Source organism: Pseudomonas moraviensis, from assembly GCF_900105805.1.
Classification (GTDB): Bacteria; Pseudomonadota; Gammaproteobacteria; order Pseudomonadales; family Pseudomonadaceae; genus Aquipseudomonas; species Aquipseudomonas moraviensis_A.
Map to the genome: position 1 here is coordinate 5,454,178 of NZ_LT629788.1, position 20,151 is coordinate 5,474,328.

The window sequence follows — 20,151 nt, forward strand, 5'->3', positions numbered from 1 at the left end:
GACCTTATGGCCACTCCCAGCGCTAGTTCTTATAACGCCGACGCCATCGAAGTCCTCTCGGGCCTCGACCCGGTGCGCAAACGCCCCGGCATGTACACCGACACCAGTCGGCCGAATCACCTCGCCCAGGAAGTCATCGACAACAGCGTCGACGAGGCCCTGGCCGGCCACGCCAAATCGGTGCAGGTCATCCTGCACGCCGACCATTCGCTGGAAGTCAGCGACGACGGCCGTGGCATGCCCGTCGACATTCACCCGGAAGAGGGTGTGTCCGGCGTTGAACTGATCCTCACCAAACTGCACGCGGGCGGCAAGTTTTCCAACAAGAACTACCAGTTCTCCGGCGGTCTGCACGGCGTGGGTATTTCCGTGGTCAACGCGCTGTCCACCGAAGTGCGCGTGCGGGTCAAACGTGACGGCAACGAATACCAGATGACCTTCAAGGACGGCTTCAAGGCCTCCGAGCTGGAAATCGTCGGCACCGTTGGCAAGCGCAATACCGGCACCAGCGTGTACTTCGCGCCGGACCCGAAATACTTTGATTCGCCGAAATTTTCCATCAGCCGCCTCAAGCACGTGCTCAAGGCCAAGGCTGTGCTGTGCCCTGGGCTGCTGGTCAGCTTCGAAGACAAGGGTACCGGCGAGAAAGTCGAGTGGCATTACGAAGACGGCCTGCGCTCCTACCTGGTGGATGCGGTCAGCGAATTCGAGCGCCTGCCGAACGAGCCGTTCTGCGGCGCCTTCGCCGGTAATAAAGAAGCGGTCGACTGGGCGCTGCTGTGGCTGCCGGAAGGCGGCGACGCGGTGCAGGAAAGCTACGTCAACCTGATCCCGACCGCGCAGGGCGGTACCCACGTCAATGGTTTGCGTCAGGGCCTGCTCGATGCGATGCGCGAGTTCTGCGAATTCCGCAGCCTGCTGCCGCGCGGCGTGAAACTGGCGCCGGAAGACGTCTGGGAACGCATCGCGTTCGTCCTGTCGATGAAAATGCAGGAACCGCAATTCTCCGGCCAGACCAAAGAACGTCTGTCATCCCGGGAAGCGGCGGCGTTCGTCTCCGGTGTGGTCAAGGATGCGTTCAGCCTGTGGCTCAACGCCAACCCGGAAACCGGTCTGGCCCTGGCCGAACTGGCGATTAACAATGCTGGCCGTCGCCTCAAGGCGAGCAAGAAGGTCGAGCGCAAACGCGTCACTCAAGGCCCGGCGCTGCCCGGCAAACTGGCTGACTGCGCCGGGCAGGACCCGATGCGTTCCGAGCTGTTTCTGGTCGAGGGTGATTCCGCCGGCGGTTCGGCCAAGCAGGCGCGGGACAAGGAATTCCAGGCGATCCTGCCGTTGCGCGGCAAGATCCTCAACACTTGGGAAGTCGACGGCAGCGAAGTACTCGCCAGCCAGGAAGTGCACAACATCGCCGTGGCCATCGGCGTCGATCCGGGCGCGGCGGACATGAGCCAGCTGCGCTACGGCAAGATCTGCATCCTCGCTGACGCCGACTCGGACGGTCTGCACATCGCCACGCTGCTTTGCGCTCTGTTCGTCCAGCACTTCCGCCCGTTGGTGGATGCCGGTCACGTCTATGTGGCGATGCCGCCGCTGTACCGCATCGACCTCGGCAAAGAGATCTACTACGCCCTCGACGAAGCCGAGCGCGACGGTATTCTCGATCGCCTGGTGGCCGAGAAGAAGCGCGGCAAGCCGCAGGTCACCCGATTCAAGGGTCTGGGTGAAATGAACCCGCCGCAACTGCGTGAAACCACCATGGACCCGAATACTCGGCGTCTGGTGCAGTTGACGCTGGGCGAAGACTTCGCCGAAACCTCGGAAATGATGGACATGCTGCTGGCGAAGAAGCGCGCCGGTGACCGCAAATCCTGGCTGGAATCCAAAGGCAACCTCGCCGAGGTGCTGGCCTGATGCAGTTTGGCTGGGCCTTGGCGGGTGCGTTGCTGCTGAGTGCGCTGAGCGTGTCGGCCGAGCCGTTGCAGGAACTGCGCGTGCTCTCCGAGCACCCGGTCGAGGGCATGCGCGGCGGCAACCTGTCGGGTCTGGCCATGTGCGGGAATGAACTGTGGACGGTATCCGATCGCGATGACGAGCAGATCTACCGGCTCGATACCCGCGATCCGGTCTGGCAAGCGCAAACCGTGCACATCGACGTGCCGCCGGTGCCCGAAAGCGGCTTGCCTTGGGGCTTGAGCTCGCGTACCTGGGCGGCGTCGTTCATTCGCGGTGGCGATCTGGATTTCGAAGGCATCAGTTGCGACAGCGCTGGCAATCGCTACATCGTCAGTGAGGCTCACGCAGCGGTATTGCAGGTGCCGGTCAGCGGCCCGGCAAACTGGCTGAAGATCTCGCCGCTGCTGGTTCGCGAGGCGCGGGCGAGCGGCCTGCTGCTGAAGTTCAATTCGATCTTCGAGGGCTTGGCGATCAACCCGGCCGGTGATCAGATGTGGCTGGCCGCCGAACGGCAAAAGCGCGGCCTGCTGCTGATCAAGCGCCAGCAGACGGTGTGGGATTGCGACGGTCGCTGCGTGCTGCTCAGTGAGGGCGGCAAGGAGATGCAGCCGCCACAGTTTCCCAAGGCGAAAGCGGTTCATCGCGACTTTTCCGACATTTCATTGTTCAACGGCAAGCTGTTTACTCTTGAACGCAACGCTTATGAGATCTGTCGTCGCGATGCACAGACGGCCAAGGTCGAGAAATGCTGGTCGTATGCCGATGAACTGTTGCAGGAAAAACGTCGCTACTCGCAGAACTACGGGCTGGAAGAAGCGCTGATCGTTGACGCCGAGGGCGCGTGGATCGGCGTCGATAATAATTTCGGCCCGCGTGCCGACGGCGAGGCCCGCCCGGTGGTCTGGCGCTTCGCCGCACCGGACGGTGGCTGGAGCGCCAGGCCATGAGCCGGCAACCGCCGGGCAAGCGTGCCGGTCGGGTGTTGATGGTTCTCGCCTGGTGCGCGGCGCTGTTTCTCGCGACGAAATTTTTCGGGCAGTGGGAACAGCGCCAGCAGAATCCGAACATCGTGGTCACGTCGGAGCAGGGCGAAGGCTTTATCGAGGTGAAACTGGCGAGCAATGCCCAAGGGCATTTTGTCGCCAGCGGCCAGATCAACGGCGAGCCGGTCGAGTTCATGCTCGACACCGGCGCTACCGATGTCGCGATTCCCGCGGATCTGGCCAAGCGTTTGAAACTGCAAGAAGGTTTCGGCGTGACCCTGAGCACGGCCAATGGCCTGAGCCAGGGTTATCGAACGAAGATTGCCCGCCTGCAATTGGGCGACATTGTGCTGCGGGATGTCCGCGCACTGGTGGCGCCGGGGCTGCATGGCGATCAGGTGCTGCTCGGCATGAGCGCCCTGAACAAACTTGAATTTACCCAGCGCGGTGGCACCATGCTGCTGCGCCAGACAACGAACCAATGAGGCCCGCATGAGCGACTCCCTTGATCTCAGCCTGGACGGTGTAGAACGCCGCTCGCTGGCTGACTTCACCGAAAATGCCTACCTCAACTACTCCATGTACGTGATCATGGACCGTGCCTTGCCGCATATCGGCGACGGCCTGAAACCGGTACAGCGGCGTATCGTCTACGCCATGAGCGAGCTGGGGCTGGATGCCGATTCCAAGCACAAGAAATCGGCGCGTACCGTCGGTGACGTGCTCGGCAAGTTCCACCCCCACGGCGATTCGGCGTGCTACGAAGCGATGGTGCTGATGGCGCAGCCGTTCAGCTATCGCTACACGCTGGTCGACGGCCAGGGCAACTGGGGTGCGCCGGACGATCCGAAGTCCTTCGCCGCCATGCGTTACACCGAAGCGCGGCTGTCGCGCTATTCCGAGGTGCTGCTCAGCGAACTGGGTCAGGGCACCGCTGACTGGGGCCCGAACTTCGACGGCACCCTGCAGGAACCGCTGGTGTTGCCGGCACGCCTGCCGAACATTCTGCTCAACGGCACCACCGGTATCGCCGTAGGCATGGCCACCGATGTGCCGCCGCACAACCTGCGCGAAGTCGCCACCGCCTGCGTGCGCTTGCTGGATGAGCCGAAAGCCACGGTCGAACAGCTTTGCGAACACATTCAGGGTCCGGATTATCCGACCGAAGCGGAAATCATCACGCCGCGCGCCGACCTGCTGAAAATGTACGAAACCGGCAAGGGCTCGGTGCGCATGCGCGCCGTGTACCACGTCGAGGACGGCGACATCATCGTCACCGCGCTGCCGCATCAGGTCTCCGGGGCCAAGGTGCTGGAGCAGATCGCCGCGCTGATGCAGGCCAAACCGTCGAAAGCGCCGCAGATTGCCGATCTGCGCGACGAATCCGACCACGAAAACCCGTGCCGCATCGTGATTATCCCGGTCAACAGCCGCGTCGATCACGAAGCGCTGATGCAGCATCTGTTCGCCAGCACCGAGCTGGAGTCGACCTACCGGGTCAACGTCAACATCATCGGTCTGGACGGCAAGCCGCAGCTGAAAAACCTCCGCGCCTTGCTGGTCGAATGGCTGGAATTCCGCGTGCTGACCGTGCGTCGCCGTCTGCAATTCCGCCTCGACAAGGTCGAGCGTCGCCTGCACCTGTTGGACGGTTTGCTGATCGCCTACCTCAATCTGGATGAAGTGATCCACATCATCCGTACCGAGGAGCACCCGAAAGCCAAACTGATCGAGCGTTTCGCCCTCAGCGAAATTCAGGCCGACTACATCCTCGACACCCGTCTGCGTCAGTTGGCGCGACTGGAAGAGATGAAGCTGCGCGACGAGCAGGACGAGCTGCTCAAGGAACAAGCCAAGCTGCAAGCCCTGCTGGGCAGCGAAGCCAAGCTGAAGAAACTGGTGCGCACCGAGCTGCTCAAAGACGCCGAAACCTATGGCGACGACCGCCGCTCGCCGATCGTCGAGCGCGCCGAAGCCAAGGCGCTGAGCGAACACGATCTGCTGCCGAACGAGAAAGTCACCGTCGTGTTGTCGGAAAAAGGCTGGGTACGTTCGGCCAAGGGCCATGACATCGACGCCACCGGTCTGTCCTACAAGGCGGGCGACGGCTTCAAGACCTCGGCGGCGGGGCGCTCCAACCAGTTTGCCGTGTTCATCGACTCCACCGGCCGCAGCTATTCGGTCGCCGCTCACACCTTGCCGTCGGCCCGTGGCCAGGGCGAGCCGTTGACCGGCCGCCTGACGCCGCCACCGGGCGCGTCGTTTGAATGCGTGCTGATGCCCGAAGACGATGCGCTGTACGTGATCGCGTCCGATGCCGGTTACGGTTTCGTGGTCAAAGGCGAAGACCTGCAAGCCAAGAACAAGGCTGGCAAGGCCCTTTTGAGTCTGCCAAACAACGCCAAGGTCATCGCACCGCGCCCGGTCGCCGATCGTGAGCAGAACTGGCTGGCCTCGGTCACGACCGAAGGTCGCCTGCTGATCTTCAAGATCAGCGATCTGCCACAATTGGGTAAGGGCAAAGGCAACAAGATCATCGGTATTTCCGGTGAGCGCGTGGCCAGCCGCGAAGAATATGTCACTGACATCGCCGTCCTGCCGGAAGGCGCCACCCTGGTGTTGCAGGCTGGCAAACGGACCCTGTCGCTGAAGGCCGACGACCTCGAGCACTACAAAGGTGAGCGTGGACGTCGCGGAAACAAACTTCCGCGTGGCTTCCAGCGGGTGGATGCGCTGCTCGTCGAAAACCTCAATTAGGCTGGAACGCCTTCCTAGAGCGTTCGATCTGCGATTAAACGCGTAGATCGACGCTTTGGCGCTGGAGTCGGAACGCATATTCACGGATGATATGGCCTTTCAAGCGCCGGCGTGGTCGAGCGTTCTTCATATTTATTGAGTATTTTCACTGTGGTCAGCCTTGTGGCGGCCACCTGGACGGGATGATGACTGCTCTACGCCCCCTTATTTTGTTGCTCGCCGGCGTTCTTGGCCTGGCGGGTTGCAGCGTTCACCAGCCGGTGTCGCTGTATCAACTGGACAGCGGAAGTCCGGTTCAGCCTGCGCAAAGCGCGGGCATGGCGGTTTTGCTGGGGCCAGTGGTTGTGGCCGATTACCTTCAGCGCGAAACCCTGCTGCAACGTCAACCGGACGGCAGCCTGCAAGCGGCGACCGACGGTCGTTGGGCTGGCAGCCTTTCGTCGGATATCGATCAGTTGCTGATGCGTCAGGTCGCCGGTCACCTGGACAGCCAGCGTGTGGTCCTGGCGCCTGCTACCGCCGGATTCACCCCGGATGTGCAGGTGCTGCTGACCATCACCCGTCTGGACTCGGGTGCGAAACAACCGGCGATTCTCGATGCGCAATGGCGTTTGATCGATCGTCGCGGCAAGGTGCGCGATAACCGCATCATTCATCTGCAGGAATTGCACGCTGGCAGCACCGCTTCGCAGGTGCAGGCGCAGGGGATCCTGTTGCAGCGTCTGGCCGAGCAACTGTCGGTAGCGCTCAAGCCACTCGCCAACCAGCCGCCAGTGGCCGAGGCCCCGCGTAAAGCCGCGCCGAAACCCGCAGCGCCGGCGGCGGATGCCGAGAAGCAACCGAAGATTCCGATGGCCTCGCCGATTCGTACCGATATGGAAGTGTTTCGCTTCTGAGGCTGGAACGAGTCAGGACAGAGCCCGCCTTGTGCGGGCTTTGTTGTGTCTGGAGGTGGGAAGATCAAAAGCCCCTCACCCTAGCCCTCTTCCGGAGGGAGAGGGGACCGACCGAGGTGTCTGGCGTCTTACATCGACCTGAAAGATCTTGGCGATTATGGATTCAAGGCAGGGCGTTCAAGTCGGTGTAATTCTGGAATCTCCCCCAATCAGTCCCCTCTCCCTCCGGGAGAGGGCTAGGGTGAGGGGCTTTTCAGGGATACACACCATTCCAATAACGCCGCACACAAAAAAGCCCGCAGACAATCACTCGTCTGCGGGCTTTTGCGTATCAGGCCCAAGCCTTACGCCCGGCGCTCATGCATCCGCGCCAGTTGCCGCTCGAGCATCGACGGATAAGGCTCCATCAACCGCTCGACACAGCAAGCGCCTTCAGGACTGGCGATCGGCCGGATCCGCGCACGTTGGCGGATCAGCGCGTCATCGCTGATCTTGCGCTCGACCAGCAGCAGGTTGCGGCTGTGCTGCGACAAGGCCAGTGCATCCTGGGCCGAATCGGTCAGCAGCAGATCAATCTGGCTCAGACCGAACAACTCATCGCCCAAGGTCAGGCCAAGCTGCAGTTGCAGAGTAATGCCGCTGTCCGCGACCTCGATCTGCAACTGATGACCCAGCGCCCGCAGCAGTTCGCCGCAGCAGATGGCATTGGTCAGGTAGTCGTCGCCGCAATCTTCGGTGTGGAACAGCAGGAGCGTGCTGCCATCGTTGAGGGTTTCGATTTCGCCCTGATACAGCGAAGCCGCCTGCTCAAGGCAGTCGCGATAGCGTTCCTGCAATTCTTCCAGACGTGCGCGAGGCAAGCGGCGCAGTTGTTCCTGCGAACCCAGTTGCACGGCCAGTACCGCAGTGTGCTGTGGCACGTCAGGGGTCGGTTTGCGCGTCAGCGGTTGTGCGGCGCCGGTGATCGATTCGTCGCGCAGGTCGGCGAAGGCATCATCGTCATCATCGTCTTCGACGGTGCTGACCAAGTGACGCGGCGCCGGTTTTTTCGCGGCCAGCGGGCGGCTTTCGTCGAAGCTCGGATCACGCAGGTTACGCACCTCGAATTCCGGCTCGTCTTCATCCTCGGCGAATTCCGGCTCGGGTTCAGGCTCAGGCTCGGGTTCCGGGGCGTAGCTGGCGTGCAGCTGGCGCGCCAGATCGCCGATTTCATCCTGACGATCGATGCCCGGGGTGTGCGCGTCGATCCGGCGCAGCCACACGCGCAATTGCAACAGCGGCGTCGACAGATAACGACCCATGCGCAGGCTCAGGGCCAGCGACAGTGCCAGCAGAATCGCGCTCAAAATGCCCATGCTCTGCAGGCTGATGGTCATCGGCTGCTGGAACTGATCCATGTCCAGGCTGATGCGCAGTTGCCCGGCGGTCACGTCCTGAAAAGTGATCTTGCTCTCGTACATGCCCTCGGCTTCGCCCAACAGGCTGTGCTTGGGCCGCTGACCGGACTCGGCGAGGATACGGTTATCCACACTGTAGATCGCCGCATGGGCCACCAGTTTGTTCTTGGTCAGGTTGTTGAGCAGCACGTTGAGGCTGAGGATGTCATTGGACACCAGCAGCTCGGTGGCGGAGGTGGCGGTCTGCGTGGTCAGGCTTTCGCCCAGCGCATCGGCCTGCTCGTGCATGGCCTGCTTGAATTGCAGCCCCATCACCCCGGCATAGATCACCAGGGCCAGAGCGACCAGGATCACGTTGTGGCTGGCAATGCGCAATGCAATCGGTACACGGCGGTGGCGCAGTGCACGGAAGATCAGCAGGAAGAAGTTATCGGTTTTGACTGGCGTGGGCCGGTTCACTTGAGCTCGGCTCTTTGTCCGTGAAGTTGACGCGCAGTATAGCGACAGGCCCCAGACCGGCAAAGCGCTCGCGGTGCCCGATGGTCACTGAAAGTGGGTAGAATGCGGTTTTTTTCCAGTTGCGGGGGTGCGCGTTGCGCGAAATCGTCCTGATTAACATCACGGGAGTCGACCGTCCGGGTCTGACGGCGGCCATCACCGGTGTTCTGGCACAAGGTGGTGTGAACATTCTCGACATCGGTCAGGCGGTGATCCACGACACCCTGTCGTTCGGCATCCTGGTTGAAATTCCCGATTCCGAGCAGGGCAAGTCGGTGCTCAAGGACATCCTGTTCAAAGGCTACGAACTGGATCAGCAAGTGCGCTTCACCCCGGTATCCGAAGAGGATTACCAGCAGTGGGTGGGCAATCAGGGCAAGAAGCGCCACATCGTTACCCTGCTGACGCGCAAGGTCACCGCCGGACAGTTGCAGGCGGTCAGCGCGATCACCGCCAAATATGGCCTGAACATCGACCATATCGACCGTCTGTCGGGGCGCATGCCGCTGGACACACCGGCCGACAAGGGCAAGGGCTGCATCGAGTTTTCCGTGCGCGGCGAAGCTGCCGATCCGCAGGCCCTGCGTGCCGAATTCCTCAGCGTTGCCCAGGAACTGAACGTCGATATCGCCTTTCAGGAAGACTCGCTGTTTCGTCGCAACCGACGTCTGGCCGTGTTCGACATGGACTCGACGCTGATCGAAGCGGAAGTCATCGATGAGCTGGCCAAGGCGGCCGGCGTGGGTGACCGGGTTTCGGAAATCACCGAGCGCGCCATGGCCGGTGAACTGGATTTCCGCGCCAGCTTCAAGGAGCGTCTGGCGCTGCTCAAGGGCCTCGACGTCAGCGTGCTCGACTCGATCGGCGCCTCGCTGCGCCTGACCGAAGGCGCTGAAACCCTGTTCGCCGAACTCAAGCGCCTAGGCTACAAAACCGCGATTCTGTCCGGCGGCTTCACTTATTTCGCCAAGCAGTTGCAAGCCAAGCTTGGCATCGATTACGTGTTTGCCAACGAGCTGGAAGTGGTCGACGGCAAGTGCACCGGCGTGGCGATCGAGCCGATTGTCGATGCGCAGCGCAAGGCTGACTTGCTCAAGGAACTGGCGCACAAGGAAGGTCTGCGTCTGGAGCAGACCATTGCCGTCGGCGACGGCGCCAACGACCTGCCGATGCTGGCAATTGCCGGTTTGGGTGTGGCGTTCCGCGCCAAGCCGCTGGTCAAGCAGTCGGCGAAGCAGGCGATTTCAACGCTGGGTCTCGATGGTGTGTTGTATCTGTTGGGCTTCCGCGATCGCGACGGGCAGCTTTGAGTTCTTGAGCGCCTGAACCAGCCCCTTCGCGAGCAGGCTCGCTCCCACAGGGAACCTCATTCCAGTGTGGGAGCGAGCCTGCTCGCGAAGGCCGCGCCTCGGTCTAGAGCGAATTCCACAACGAATCGAAATCCTCTTCACCCCCGCCATTCTGCGCAGGATCCAGCGAGCGATAGGCGAACTGGTTGAAACTGTGGGTACTCGCCACCCGCCGATCCAGCCCGGCGCGGTGTTCCTCGCCTTGAGTGTTGATCAGCACTTTGTTGCCTTCCTGAAACGGCAGGCGCGGCGCCAGTACGGTGGCCGGCAAGTCGATCGCGCTGATCTCCGGCAGCAGCAATGCGCGCAAATAATGGCCGTGATCGTCCTTTGAACGCACCAGTTGCAGGCCGCACGGCTGGGCGTGTGGCGCGACCAGTTCGATGCCCATCTGCGTGCCGCTGCCGCGTACCTGGCGGATCCAGCGAATCACCGCAATGCTCCAGCCTCTGCTTTCGCTGTCCTGAATGCCGAGCATTTCCCCGGCCTGCAATTCGGCGGGCACCTCGCTCGGCCAGGCCAGGCAATAGCCGCCGGGGCTGTGGTTGATCACGGGCAAGGCGTAGGTCGGATAGTTCGGCGCGTTGCCGGGGCCTTCATCCTCGGCTAATTGGTCGTACTGGATTTCTTCGTACGGCAACAGCTCATCGTTACTTTGCGGTGCGGCGTCGAACGCCTGACTCCAGCTGTCCTTTTCGCCGTTGGCCACCACGCTGCTGAAATTTGCCGCGCGGGCACCGGGGTGTTTGAGCAATTCGCTGAAGGTGCGCTCGCCGCCGAGGTAGAAGTGCAGGGCGCTCATGCCGACGCACACGGTCAATGTGCCTTGCCCGGCGCTGCGCTGGAAGCTGCGTTCGGCAGCCTGGCCCCAGGTGGCGTGCAGATGTTGCAGGGTATCGATGATGAGGCCGGCGGAGACGGGTAAGGGTGTCGAGGTCGGCTGCTGCCGTAAATGCGTTTCGAGCTGCTTGACCAGCGGTTGTGGATCGAAGCCCAGCAGTCCGCTCTGTTGTTCGCTGCGAAACATCTTGCGGTAGCGTGGGCCAACATCCAGTTCCGGGCTGACCGCAAACAAACCGTCGTCTGCGCTGCCGGGATGCAGCTTGAGCAGGGCGCTCCATGGCTCGATCACCTCCGCCAGTCTGGCAATCTGGCTCTGGCGCAATTGATTGCAACGGGCACTGCCCAATAGCAGTGCGGCGATGTAGGTCTGCTCGACGCTCAGTTCGCTGGTCAAAAACGCCAGATCATCGCGCAGCCGCCGTTGGTGCAGCTGTAATTGCGCAGCGCTGCGATACAGCTGATGGAGTTCGAACCACACGTGTTCCGGCGGTGAGCTGTACAGCTGCGTGGCGCGCACCAGTTGCGCCTTCAGCGCATGCGCGGCGCGTTGCATTGCGCTGCTGACCAGCGTCGCGCGGTCCTTGCTGTATTTCGGCAGGATGCGCAGGACGATCTGTTTATAGCCGATGGCTAACTGACCCTGCAGCGCCTGGCAAAGGTTGCTGACCTTGCGCGAGCGCTCGTCGAGCATGATCGCCTGATGCAAAAAATGCCGTTCCAGATGCTGGCAGACGAAATACACCTCGGGCCGCAGCAACTCCAGCAGTTGCAGGCGATTATCGCTGGGGGTGAGCAGCAGGTTGAGTTCGCCCAGGCCCTGATAGAGCAGGCGCGCGGTTTCGCCGATGTTGGCTTTGGGCAGGCCAGCGATCCAGCGCTTGAGGTCGCGCGGGCTGGCGTCGCAGAACGACAGGCGCGTTTGCGTAGGAGTCGGAGCGCGTAACTTGGGAGGGAAGAGGTTTTGGCTCATGAGCAAAACCATAGCAGCAATTGCCGCGGTTTGCGGAAGCAGCCTCGGCTGCTTCCGCGAACAGGATCACGCTTTTGGCAGTCCCAGGCCCTGGCCCATCTGCACTGGCGAGCCGGCCACCAGCTCTTCGGCCCACTTCACCTGATCCGGGCCAAACAGCACGATCGCCGTCGAACCCAGCTTGAAGCGCCCCAGTTCAGCGCCTTTCTCCAAGTGAATCGGTGCGCGCGCGGCTTCGTCGTAGCGGAAGGTTTTCAGCTCGCGCTTCGGTGGCGTGACCAGACCGGCCCACACGGTTTCGATCGAAGCGACAATCATCGCGCCGACCAGCACCACCGCCATCGGTCCGCGTTCGGTGTCGAAGATGCATGCCACGCGCTCGTTGCGGGCGAACAGCTCGGGAACGTTCTCGGCGGTGGTCTGATTCACCGAGAAGATCCGGCCCGGGATGTAGACCATTTCGCGCAGGGTGCCGGCCAGCGGCATGTGCACGCGGTGGTAGTCCTTCGGCGACAGGTAAATGGTGGCGAAGTCACCGCCCATGAATGGCGCGGCGTTGGCCGCATCACCGCCGAGCAATTCGAGCACGCTGAAACTGTGGCCCTTGGCCTGGAACACGCGACCGTGCTCGATCGGGCCGAGCTGGCTGACCGCGCCGTCGGCCGGGCTGAGGATCGCGCCCGGGGTTTCGTCCAAGGGACGCGCGCCGTCTTTCAAGGCGCGGGTGAAGAACGCGTTGAAGTGCTCGTAAGCGGTCAGGTCTTCGACCAGCGCTTGCGACATGTCCACTTGATAACGCTTGGCAAACCACTGGGTGAAGGCATTCTTGAACCAGCGCACGCGGCATTCGGCGATGCAACCGGCCAGGCGCGACAGCAGGTGATGCGGCAGCAGGTATTGGCTGAGGATAAACAGACGCTCTTTCATTAGTTGTCCTTGGAAGCTTGAATCTCGACAGGCGTGTCGGGGTGGTTGCCCCATTCGCCCCAGGAACCGGCGTAGCCCTTGACCCGCGGATAACCGAGGGATTTGGCCACCAGATAAGTGAAGCCCGACCGGTGATGGGTCTGGCAGTGGGTAATGATTTCCTTGTCCTTGGTGATCCCGAGGTTTTCGAGGATCTGCGGCATGTCGGTGCGAATGCGCAGCTGGCGTGCCTGATCCATGCCGGCAGTCCATTCGAAATTGACCGCGCCGGGGATGTGGCCGCCCTTGGCGGCGAGGACTTTCTCGCCGGAATATTCCAGCGGCCCGCGCGCATCCCAGATCGCCAGATCGGCGGCGCCGAGACGGCTTTGCAGGTATTCGCGGGTGGCGGTCGGTTCGTCGTGCAGGGTCAGCGAGACCGGGCCGCCGACGGCCGAGGGCACCTGGATCGACATCGGCATGCCGGCCGCCAGCCAGGCCGGCAGGCCACCGTCTATATAGTGGTACTTGTCGTGGCCAATGACGTCGAGCAACCAGATGAAGCGCCCGGCCCAACCGCCGCCTTCATCGTCATACACCACGTAGACCGCGTCTTTGCGATGGCCAAGCTCACCGAACAACGCTTGCAGATCGGCTTTTGCCGGCATCAGCCCGGGCGCTGGTGGCTGGCCGAGCTGAGTGCGCTTCGGGTCGACAAAACGTGCGCCGGGCAAGTGACCTTCGGCATACCGGGCAGGGCTGGTCAGGTCCACCAGAATCAGTTCCGGGGACTCCAGGCGCGGCAGCAGGTCGCTCGGCTCGATGACGAGCGGCAAGCCAGAGAAGTCAGACATGTGAGGTCTCCAGAGCACAAAGGGGAGGATTGTAGCGCAGGCTCATTGGCCACGGCTGCTAAAGCTTTGCAGGGCTTTTTCTATGCACTGCGCGGTTTTGCCGAAGGCTTGCACGGTGATGTCGGCAAACGGGCCGCCGCCCTGATCGGCGACGACGATCATGATCACCCGGCCGTTGTTGACCAATGAACGCAGGAACAGATGCTCGCCGCGAAACAGCGTGCGCAGCCCCGGGGGTAACAAGGCGGAGAACTGAGCGTTGTTCTCCGGAGTGATTCGCACCTGTGCCTGCTGGGCGAGCAGACGCTGCAGGACTTTGCTTTGGCTGACGGCAAAACTCAGCGCTGCCGCGTCCTTCGGCAGGCCAGCGGTTTGCTGCACGCGAAGGGTCGAGTGGGTGCGGTCAGCCATCAGAATCATCACCCGGCGCATGCCGCTGGCCACCAGTGCCTCGCGGGCAGCGACGGTCAGGCTCATCGCGTTGGTGAAGCGGCTGGGCTCGGCGAGCAGCTCGGCGCATTGCCGACGCCATTGGCCCAGATCTTCCGAATTGGGTGCTGCTGCCGGGAGCATGCCGGCAGGCAAGCGACGGCTGCCCCACGGCCAGATCAGCGAAACTGCCGGGTGCCACAGATCGGGCATTGCATGCTGGCGTGCGCTGTTCGCCGCTTGCTGGTGCAACTGCTGCTGCACTTCGTCCATCGAGATTTGCAGGTACAGGCTGGTCAGGTACTGCCAGCGTTTGCTGTGCGGACTGTCCCAGGCCTGTTGCGCCGACAGCGCCAGGCCGTTGGCCAGCAGCACGGTATTCGCCGGTTGGTTGAGCCAGCGCCGTAGCGTCGGGTCATCGTCGAGGCGGTTCTGCTGGCGCAGCGGGTGTTCGCTGTCACGGGCGATGCGCAGCACTTTGACCAGTTCGCGTTGTTCGCTGAGCAGCAATTTGTAGCCTTGCTCGACCCAGATCGGCAGGTGCCAGGCATGCACCAGTGCCTCGGCAATTTTCAACAGGCGCACGCCGAACAACTGTTTTTCAACCACACGTGCCGATTCGCCCTTGTGGATCACCCGCAATTCCCACTCTTCGAGCAACTGGGGATAGGTCAGCGCCAACGGCCACAGCGGCGAGAGGAACAACAGGCTGCCCCAATGAATGTCCTGCCACAGCCGTGCCAGGCGACTGGCGAAAAAACCGTTGGCCTGTTGCGTCGCATGCTGGCTGATCAACTGCAACTGGCGCAGGGCCTTGGGGATCTGCATGTGCGCTTCGGCGGGCAGGCGCGCGAGCAGTTCTTCGGTACGGGCCAGGCCCAGGCGATTGATTGCCACCTCAAGATTTTCCGCCGGCGCAGCCATCGTGCCGTGGGTGTGACGATTCGCCTCACGGATGATGCTCAAGGCCAGCGCCGGGCTGTCCTGCATCAGGTCGGCGATATCGCGCAGCGAGCTGCGGTTGTCGCGGATTGCCCGGCAGACTTTGTCGTGAGCCTCTTGCGGCACGGGCAGGCGGACGCTGTCGAGCAGCTTGACCCACGCCTGGAGGGTAGTCGGTTTTACCGATGGAATGTTCGTTTCATTAGCCATGTCTGGACGAGATCTTCACTGACTGTAGACGCGCCCGGCATGGGCTAAATTGGCTTTTCGCCTGAACTGGCTATAGTCTGGCGCAGTTTTGCCGATAAGTAGAAGAAGAGATTTTTTAACTTCCGAATATGACCTTGAACCCGACTTAAACAAGTACCTTCTACCTATGGCTAAAATTATCGGCATCATCGTCGTATTCGCGAGCGTGCTCGGCGGATACGTGCTCTCCCACGGCAAGATTGCCGCCCTGATCCAGCCCTTCGAGGTGATGATCATCGGCGGTGCGGCCCTCGGCGCTTTCCTCCAGGCCAACCCCGGTTACATGACGATGCACGTGCTCAAGAAATCCCTGAGCATGTTCGGTTCGCGCTTCACCCACACCTTCTACCTGGAAGTGCTCGGGCTGATCTACGAGATCCTCAACAAGAGCCGCCGCGAAGGCATGATGGCTATCGAGGGCGACATCGAAGATGCCGCCGCGAGCCCGATCTTCGCCAAGTACCCTGCCGTGCTCAAGGATGAACGCATGACCGCGTTCGTCTGCGATTACCTGCGCATCATGTCCTCCGGCAACATGGCCCCGCATGAACTGGAAGGCCTGTTCGACATGGAGCTGTACAGCCTCAAGGAAGACCTCGAACACCCATCGCACGCGGTCAACGGCATCGCCGACGGCATGCCCGGTTTCGGTATCGTCGCGGCGGTACTCGGTATTGTGGTGACCATGGCCTCGCTGGGCGAGGGCGACCAGGCGTCGATCGGTCTGCACGTGGGTGCGGCACTGGTCGGTACCTTCTTCGGTATTCTCGCGGCGTACGGTTTCTTCGGCCCGCTGGCGCATTCCCTGGCCCACGATGCCAAGGAAGAGCTGAACGTCTACGAAGCCATCAAGGCCTCGCTGGTGGCTTCGGCATCCGGCATGCCGCCGTCGCTGGCGGTCGAGTTCGGCCGCAAGGTTCTGTACCCGGCGCACCGTCCAAGCTTTGCCGAGCTGGAACAAGCGGTTCGCGGTCGTTAAGTTATGGAAAATAATCAGCCGATCATCGTCAAGCGCGTCAAGCGCATTGCCGCCGGGCACCACGGCGGGGCGTGGAAAATCGCCTTTGCCGACTTTGCCACGGCGATGATGGCATTCTTTCTGGTGCTGTGGCTGCTGTCCACCGCCACGCCGGAACAGAAGATCGCCATCGCCGGTTATTTCAAGGACCCGGTCGGCTTCTCCGAAAGCGGCACGCCGTACATCATCGATCTCGGTGGCACGCCGACCCTGGCGCCGGAAAATACCCTCAACCCGGAAGTGAAGTCGCAGCCGCAGCCTGACAAGGTCACGGTCGACACCGAACAGGTGGAAGGCATGGCCGAACAGGTCGAGAAGGAGCGTCTCGAGCTGCTGCTGCAAGAACTGCAGAACAAGGTCGACGAGAACCCGCAACTGCAGAAATTCAAGGATCAGATCCTCTTCGAAATCACGCCGAACGGCTTGCGCATCCAGATCATGGACGCTGAGAACCGGCCGATGTTCGACTCCGGTTCCGCGCGCCTGAAACCGTACTTCGAAGACATCCTGCTGGCCATGGCCGACACCATCAAAGCGGTGCCGAACAAGATCAGCATCAGTGGCCACACCGACGCCAAGCCATACATCGGCACTGGCGATTACGGCAACTGGGAACTCTCGGCCAACCGTGCCAACGCGGCTCGTCGTGCCTTGGTCGCCGGCAGCTATCCGGATGCGCAAGTGGCGCGTGTGGTGGGTTATGCCTCGTCGGCATTGTTCGACCGGGAAAACCCGTTCAACCCGGTGAACCGCCGGATCGACATTGTCGTGCTGACCAAAAAAGCCCAGGCGGCGATTGAAGGTGCGCAGGGTCCTGAGGCGGCGAAACCGGCGGATCAGGGGCAGAACGGTGCTGCTCCGGCAGCCCCGGTTGATCCGAACGCATTGCCGGCGGACAAGCAGCCAGTGCCGGCTCACGAGTTGCGCGAACGCTTGAATCTGTTCGATGACGCCGCGCCGAAGCCGGCTGAGCCGGGTGGGGCTGCGCCAGCGCCGAAGCAATGATTGAAAAAGAAACCGACAGTGATGTCGGTTTTTTTGGGCTGATTTTCGGCTTTGTATTTGGTGCGTTGCCAAGAGCAACCCCCTCACCCCAGCCCTCTCCCCCAAACGGGCGAGGGGGAAAGGGAGCCGATTTGTGTGCTTTTCGAATGCGAGTTCGACTCAGTATTTCAGGTCGGCGTACTTGGAACATTCACCTCGGTCAGTCCCCTCTCCCTCCGGGAGAGGGTTAGGGTGAGGGGCTTTTCAGACGTGACGGCGTTCTAGAACCCACGACGAATCCGATTCTTCAACTGTTCATGAAACATCTCTGCATCGCGCTTGTAGGCCCCTTTCACCGACTCGCTGATCGAGTCCAGCGTCATCGAGCGCTGGTTCGACACCTCATCCCGATACGCCTCGATAAAGAAATCCAGATCGCTGGCCGTGCTCAGCTTCGGCCACTTGTCCAGATAGATCGGCAGCTCCGCCGGCCCGGTCTTGAACGTACAGATCCGCCGGTTGCTGATCGTGGCCTCGCCAATCTCAAACGGCACCCACCACGACAGCGCTGTCCTCTCCGACACCACCGCCAGCAAATGCGTGCATTCGGTGATGTTGCGGGTGATGACCTCGGTGATGTCGTCGGTGGTCTGCGATTCCGGATCGAGCACGTCCAGGTAAGTCCTGATCTTCGCCTGAGTCAGGCGGGTGTTGATGGCAATCGCATGAGCGCGATCCATATGGCGGTAGCTGATAAAGACGGGCATCAGAAGTGTCCTTTGAGGGCGAGTTCGCGGTAATAAGCGCCGAGTGCCGTCAGGCGGCAGCCGGTCGAGTGAATCGCGGCGTAATACATGTGCTCGGCGTCGACCGGTTCGATCAGGCTGTGGCGGTTGCACTTCTGCAACCGGGCGAAGACCTCGCCATGCTCGGGCAGGAACGCCTTTTCAGTCGGCTCATAGCTGGGATCGAGCGGGAACACCGATTCGGCCTCGGCGAACCAGTCCGGCAATTTGCGCAGGATGTCCTTGGGGATCAGCGGCGAGACTTCGCGCAGGGAAATGAACTGCGACACATTGGTCTTGAACACCGGACGCTGTTCCCAGGCGCCGAGGGCGTTGTCCACGAAGGAATACAGGCTGCCGGGGGTGATCTTGCCGAGGATGTTCGCCGCGCCGCCATGCAGCGCTTGCAGGAGCAGGCCGGTGAATACACCATGCTGCGCGCCCTCCATGGCCGGCTCGGTTTTTTTGCAAGCGGTGAGAATGCTCATGCCTTCGCCGACCATGCTGCTCTCGCTGCGCAAGGCGCGCACTTCGCCGGCCGAGCCGCTCTGGCAGCAGTCGAGGATGATCACTTTGTTTTTGATCCGCGTGGCTTTGTCCGCCCAGTTGAGAATGTCGCTGATGCGGATGCCGTCCTTGGGGGTACGGTAATCCTGGGGGATCAGCATGCCTTCATCGCTGTCGGCGTCGAAATCACCATGGCCGGCGAAGTACAGCAGAGCGACGTTGCTGTCGCCGGAAAACAACTCGCGGATCTGGTCCTCGATTTTCTCCCGGCTCAGATAATCCTCAGCGGACGTCAACACGACATTCTTGAAATTGGGGTCGCCATTGGCGTTGGTTTTGAGTACCGACGCCATGGCCATGGCGTCGTTGCAACAGCCGCTCAACCCGCAAATATGCGCATAGTCATTGATGCCGATAAACAGTGCCTTGCGCATGGTTACAGCACCGTGTGCAGGCTGTTCGCGCTGACGATTCTGTGGGGATTGCACACGTGGGCGATGCGAGACGATTGGCTGATGAATGAATGACAGCTTTGCATTGGATTCCTCTTGGATCGCAGTAAGCGAAGGAGGAAACGAATGTAGACCGCTGGTAAAGACCTACAAGGTCCGCGCGGCAAAACAGAAAGGTCCTGCAGGCAGGCGCGCAAAAGCCTACAGACAGGGCTGATGTTTAAAAAGGGCGTGATTGTGTCAGATGCGATCCGACAGCCGGCGGCCCATGGCGCAGGGCTGCCGGCGCGGCTGTTTAATAGCCGTTTTCAGGCAGGCTGGCGATGATCGAGCGGTAGCTGTTCATGCGCTGCTGCTGGATGCGGCCGTCTTCGAGCGCCTTGAGCAGCGCGCAACCCGGTTCGCGGTCGTGCTTGCAGTCGCGGAAGCGGCAGGTGCCGAGCAGGTCGTCGAACTCGATGAAACCGGCTTCGACATCGGCGCGGCTGACGTGGCCGAGACCGAATTCGCGGATGCCCGGGGAGTCGATCAGTTCGCCGCCGCCGGGGAAGTGGAACAGACGCGCGGTGGTGGTGGTGTGCGTGCCCTGTCCGGACAGCTCGGACAACGGCCCGACACGGGTTTCGACTTCCGGCAGCAGGCTGTTGACCAGCGACGACTTGCCGACGCCGGACTGGCCGACGAATACGCTGATGCGCCCGTCGAGCTGCTTTTGCAGCTGTTCCATGCCGTCGCCGTGGTGCGCCGAAACTTCCAGCACCGGGTAACCCAGCGTGCGATACACCGCCAGCAACGCGTTGAGCGCCGGGGCGTTCTGCTCGTCGATCAGATCGAATTTGTTCAGCAGCAGAAGCGGGCGGATGCCGGCATGTTCGGCGGCAACCAGATAGCGGTCGATCAGGTTGGCGTGGGGCTCGGGCAGCGGCGCGAAAACGATGACGATCATGTCGACGTTGGCGGCAACCGGCTTGAGCTGACCACGGCTGTCCGGGCGGCACAGTTCAGTGCTGCGCGGTAGTTGCGCGACGATCACACCGATGCCTTGGTTACCGGCGCGCCAGACGACTTTGTCGCCAGTCACCAGCGCCGGCAGGTTGGCGCGCAAGTGACAGCGGAACACTTGACCGGCGAGTTCGCCGTCAACGGCCTCGACTTCGACCTGTACACCGAAGTGAGCGATCACCAGGCCGTGTTGCTCAGGGCCGAGGTCACCGCCCTCGAGGGCTTCGACCACCGAGGACTCGCGTTTGGCGGCGCGTGCGGCGCGCTCGCCCTGAATCTTTTCGATGCGCCAGTTTTGACGACGATTGAGTTGGCGTTTGGCCATGGGTGTTCCGTCTGAAGAATGCAGCGATTAGGTAAAACGGCCGCGAGTT

At 61.7% G+C, this 20,151-nt stretch carries 16 protein-coding genes; 8 read left to right on the forward strand and 8 right to left on the reverse strand.

The features are described from left to right. Positions 1-6: 6 nt before the first annotated feature. The 5 genes from parE (at position 7) to BLU71_RS24470 (ending at position 6,592) form a co-directional block, all read left to right on the forward strand. Complete coding sequence (gene parE, locus BLU71_RS24450) at positions 7-1,914, forward strand: DNA topoisomerase IV subunit B (RefSeq protein WP_024011346.1); 1,908 nt, start codon at positions 7-9, stop codon at positions 1,912-1,914. After that, positions 1,914-2,903: an esterase-like activity of phytase family protein gene (locus BLU71_RS24455; RefSeq protein ID WP_042607783.1), complete on the forward strand. Its 990-nt coding sequence runs from the start codon at positions 1,914-1,916 to the stop codon at positions 2,901-2,903. Before parE ends, BLU71_RS24455 begins: the two co-directional genes overlap by 1 nt. Next, a complete protein-coding gene (locus BLU71_RS24460; protein WP_083354066.1) occupies positions 2,900-3,424 on the forward strand; it encodes a retropepsin-like aspartic protease family protein in 525 nt (174 codons plus the stop codon). Before BLU71_RS24455 ends, BLU71_RS24460 begins: the two co-directional genes overlap by 4 nt. 7 nt (positions 3,425-3,431) lie before the next feature. Next, positions 3,432-5,696 (forward strand): DNA topoisomerase IV subunit A, encoded by a 2,265-nt coding sequence (gene parC / locus BLU71_RS24465; RefSeq protein WP_024011349.1) that lies wholly within the window; start codon positions 3,432-3,434, stop codon positions 5,694-5,696. Positions 5,697-5,881: 185 nt separating this feature from the next. Continuing rightward, on the forward strand, positions 5,882-6,592 hold the full coding sequence (locus BLU71_RS24470; RefSeq protein WP_039756820.1) for a PqiC family protein: 711 nt from the start codon (positions 5,882-5,884) through the stop codon (positions 6,590-6,592). 344 nt (positions 6,593-6,936) lie between these two features. Here the strand turns inward: BLU71_RS24470 and BLU71_RS24475 are convergent, their stop codons facing one another. After that, a complete protein-coding gene (locus BLU71_RS24475) occupies positions 6,937-8,448 on the reverse strand; it encodes an AhpA/YtjB family protein (protein WP_065615492.1) in 1,512 nt (503 codons plus the stop codon). A 134-nt stretch (positions 8,449-8,582) separates the two neighbouring features. Between BLU71_RS24475 and serB the strand changes: the two genes are divergently transcribed. Continuing rightward, entirely contained in the window at positions 8,583-9,797 is a 1,215-nt protein-coding gene (gene serB / locus BLU71_RS24480; RefSeq protein WP_016771966.1) for a phosphoserine phosphatase SerB, read from the forward strand. 103 nt (positions 9,798-9,900) lie between these two features. Here serB and BLU71_RS24485 read toward each other — a convergent pair whose 3' ends face one another. From BLU71_RS24485 to BLU71_RS24500, 4 genes are all read right to left on the reverse strand, one after another. After that, positions 9,901-11,649, reverse strand: a complete 1,749-nt coding sequence (locus BLU71_RS24485; protein WP_083354067.1) for a molecular chaperone — start codon at positions 11,647-11,649, stop codon at positions 9,901-9,903. A 66-nt stretch (positions 11,650-11,715) separates the two neighbouring features. Then, positions 11,716-12,576 carry an archaetidylserine decarboxylase gene (asd, locus tag BLU71_RS24490; protein WP_083354068.1) on the reverse strand — a complete coding sequence of 287 codons (861 nt, stop codon included), beginning with the start codon at positions 12,574-12,576 and terminating at the stop codon, positions 11,716-11,718. Further along, complete coding sequence (rhdA, locus tag BLU71_RS24495) at positions 12,576-13,409, reverse strand: thiosulfate sulfurtransferase (protein ID WP_083354069.1); 834 nt, start codon at positions 13,407-13,409, stop codon at positions 12,576-12,578. The genes asd and rhdA overlap by 1 nt, the downstream gene beginning before the upstream one ends. 42 nt (positions 13,410-13,451) lie before the next feature. Beyond that, positions 13,452-14,990 (reverse strand): HDOD domain-containing protein, encoded by a 1,539-nt coding sequence (locus BLU71_RS24500; RefSeq protein ID WP_083354070.1) that lies wholly within the window; start codon positions 14,988-14,990, stop codon positions 13,452-13,454. Positions 14,991-15,156: 166 nt separating this feature from the next. Between BLU71_RS24500 and motA the strand changes: the two genes are divergently transcribed. Both motA and motB read left to right on the forward strand, forming a co-directional pair. Then, on the forward strand, positions 15,157-16,008 hold the full coding sequence (gene motA, locus BLU71_RS24505) for a flagellar motor stator protein MotA (protein WP_024011357.1): 852 nt from the start codon (positions 15,157-15,159) through the stop codon (positions 16,006-16,008). Positions 16,009-16,011: 3 nt separating this feature from the next. Then, positions 16,012-17,052, forward strand: a complete 1,041-nt coding sequence (gene motB, locus BLU71_RS24510) for a flagellar motor protein MotB (RefSeq protein ID WP_042607790.1) — start codon at positions 16,012-16,014, stop codon at positions 17,050-17,052. 260 nt (positions 17,053-17,312) lie between these two features. On the opposite strand, the gene BLU71_RS24515 is transcribed toward motB, so the two are convergent. From BLU71_RS24515 to rsgA, 3 genes are all read right to left on the reverse strand, one after another. Next, positions 17,313-17,798 carry a toll/interleukin-1 receptor domain-containing protein gene (locus BLU71_RS24515; RefSeq protein WP_083354071.1) on the reverse strand — a complete coding sequence of 162 codons (486 nt, stop codon included), beginning with the start codon at positions 17,796-17,798 and terminating at the stop codon, positions 17,313-17,315. After that, a complete protein-coding gene (locus tag BLU71_RS24520) occupies positions 17,798-18,757 on the reverse strand; it encodes a caspase family protein (RefSeq protein ID WP_083354072.1) in 960 nt (319 codons plus the stop codon). Before BLU71_RS24520 ends, BLU71_RS24515 begins: the two co-directional genes overlap by 1 nt. Positions 18,758-19,070: 313 nt before the next feature. Continuing rightward, the gene (rsgA, locus tag BLU71_RS24525; RefSeq protein ID WP_083354073.1) at positions 19,071-20,102 is read right to left on the reverse strand and encodes a small ribosomal subunit biogenesis GTPase RsgA; all 1,032 of its coding nucleotides are present in this window, start codon (positions 20,100-20,102) and stop codon (positions 19,071-19,073) included. Between the last annotated feature and the right edge of the window lie 49 nt (positions 20,103-20,151).

Coding starts and splice junctions, on each gene's coding strand:
- parE (WP_024011346.1), top strand. CDS start 7: ATGGCCACTCCCAGCGCTAGTTCTTATAACGCCGACGCCATCGAAGTC.
- BLU71_RS24455 (WP_042607783.1), top strand. CDS start 1,914: ATGCAGTTTGGCTGGGCCTTGGCGGGTGCGTTGCTGCTGAGTGCGCTG.
- BLU71_RS24460 (WP_083354066.1), top strand. CDS start 2,900: ATGAGCCGGCAACCGCCGGGCAAGCGTGCCGGTCGGGTGTTGATGGTT.
- parC (WP_024011349.1), top strand. CDS start 3,432: ATGAGCGACTCCCTTGATCTCAGCCTGGACGGTGTAGAACGCCGCTCG.
- BLU71_RS24470 (WP_039756820.1), top strand. CDS start 5,882: ATGACTGCTCTACGCCCCCTTATTTTGTTGCTCGCCGGCGTTCTTGGC.
- BLU71_RS24485 (WP_083354067.1), bottom strand. CDS start 11,649: ATGAGCCAAAACCTCTTCCCTCCCAAGTTACGCGCTCCGACTCCTACG.
- asd (WP_083354068.1), bottom strand. CDS start 12,576: ATGAAAGAGCGTCTGTTTATCCTCAGCCAATACCTGCTGCCGCATCAC.
- rhdA (WP_083354069.1), bottom strand. CDS start 13,409: ATGTCTGACTTCTCTGGCTTGCCGCTCGTCATCGAGCCGAGCGACCTG.
- BLU71_RS24500 (WP_083354070.1), bottom strand. CDS start 14,990: ATGGCTAATGAAACGAACATTCCATCGGTAAAACCGACTACCCTCCAG.
- motA (WP_024011357.1), top strand. CDS start 15,157: ATGGCTAAAATTATCGGCATCATCGTCGTATTCGCGAGCGTGCTCGGC.
- motB (WP_042607790.1), top strand. CDS start 16,012: ATGGAAAATAATCAGCCGATCATCGTCAAGCGCGTCAAGCGCATTGCC.
- BLU71_RS24515 (WP_083354071.1), bottom strand. CDS start 17,798: ATGCCCGTCTTTATCAGCTACCGCCATATGGATCGCGCTCATGCGATT.
- BLU71_RS24520 (WP_083354072.1), bottom strand. CDS start 18,757: ATGCGCAAGGCACTGTTTATCGGCATCAATGACTATGCGCATATTTGC.
- rsgA (WP_083354073.1), bottom strand. CDS start 20,102: ATGGCCAAACGCCAACTCAATCGTCGTCAAAACTGGCGCATCGAAAAG.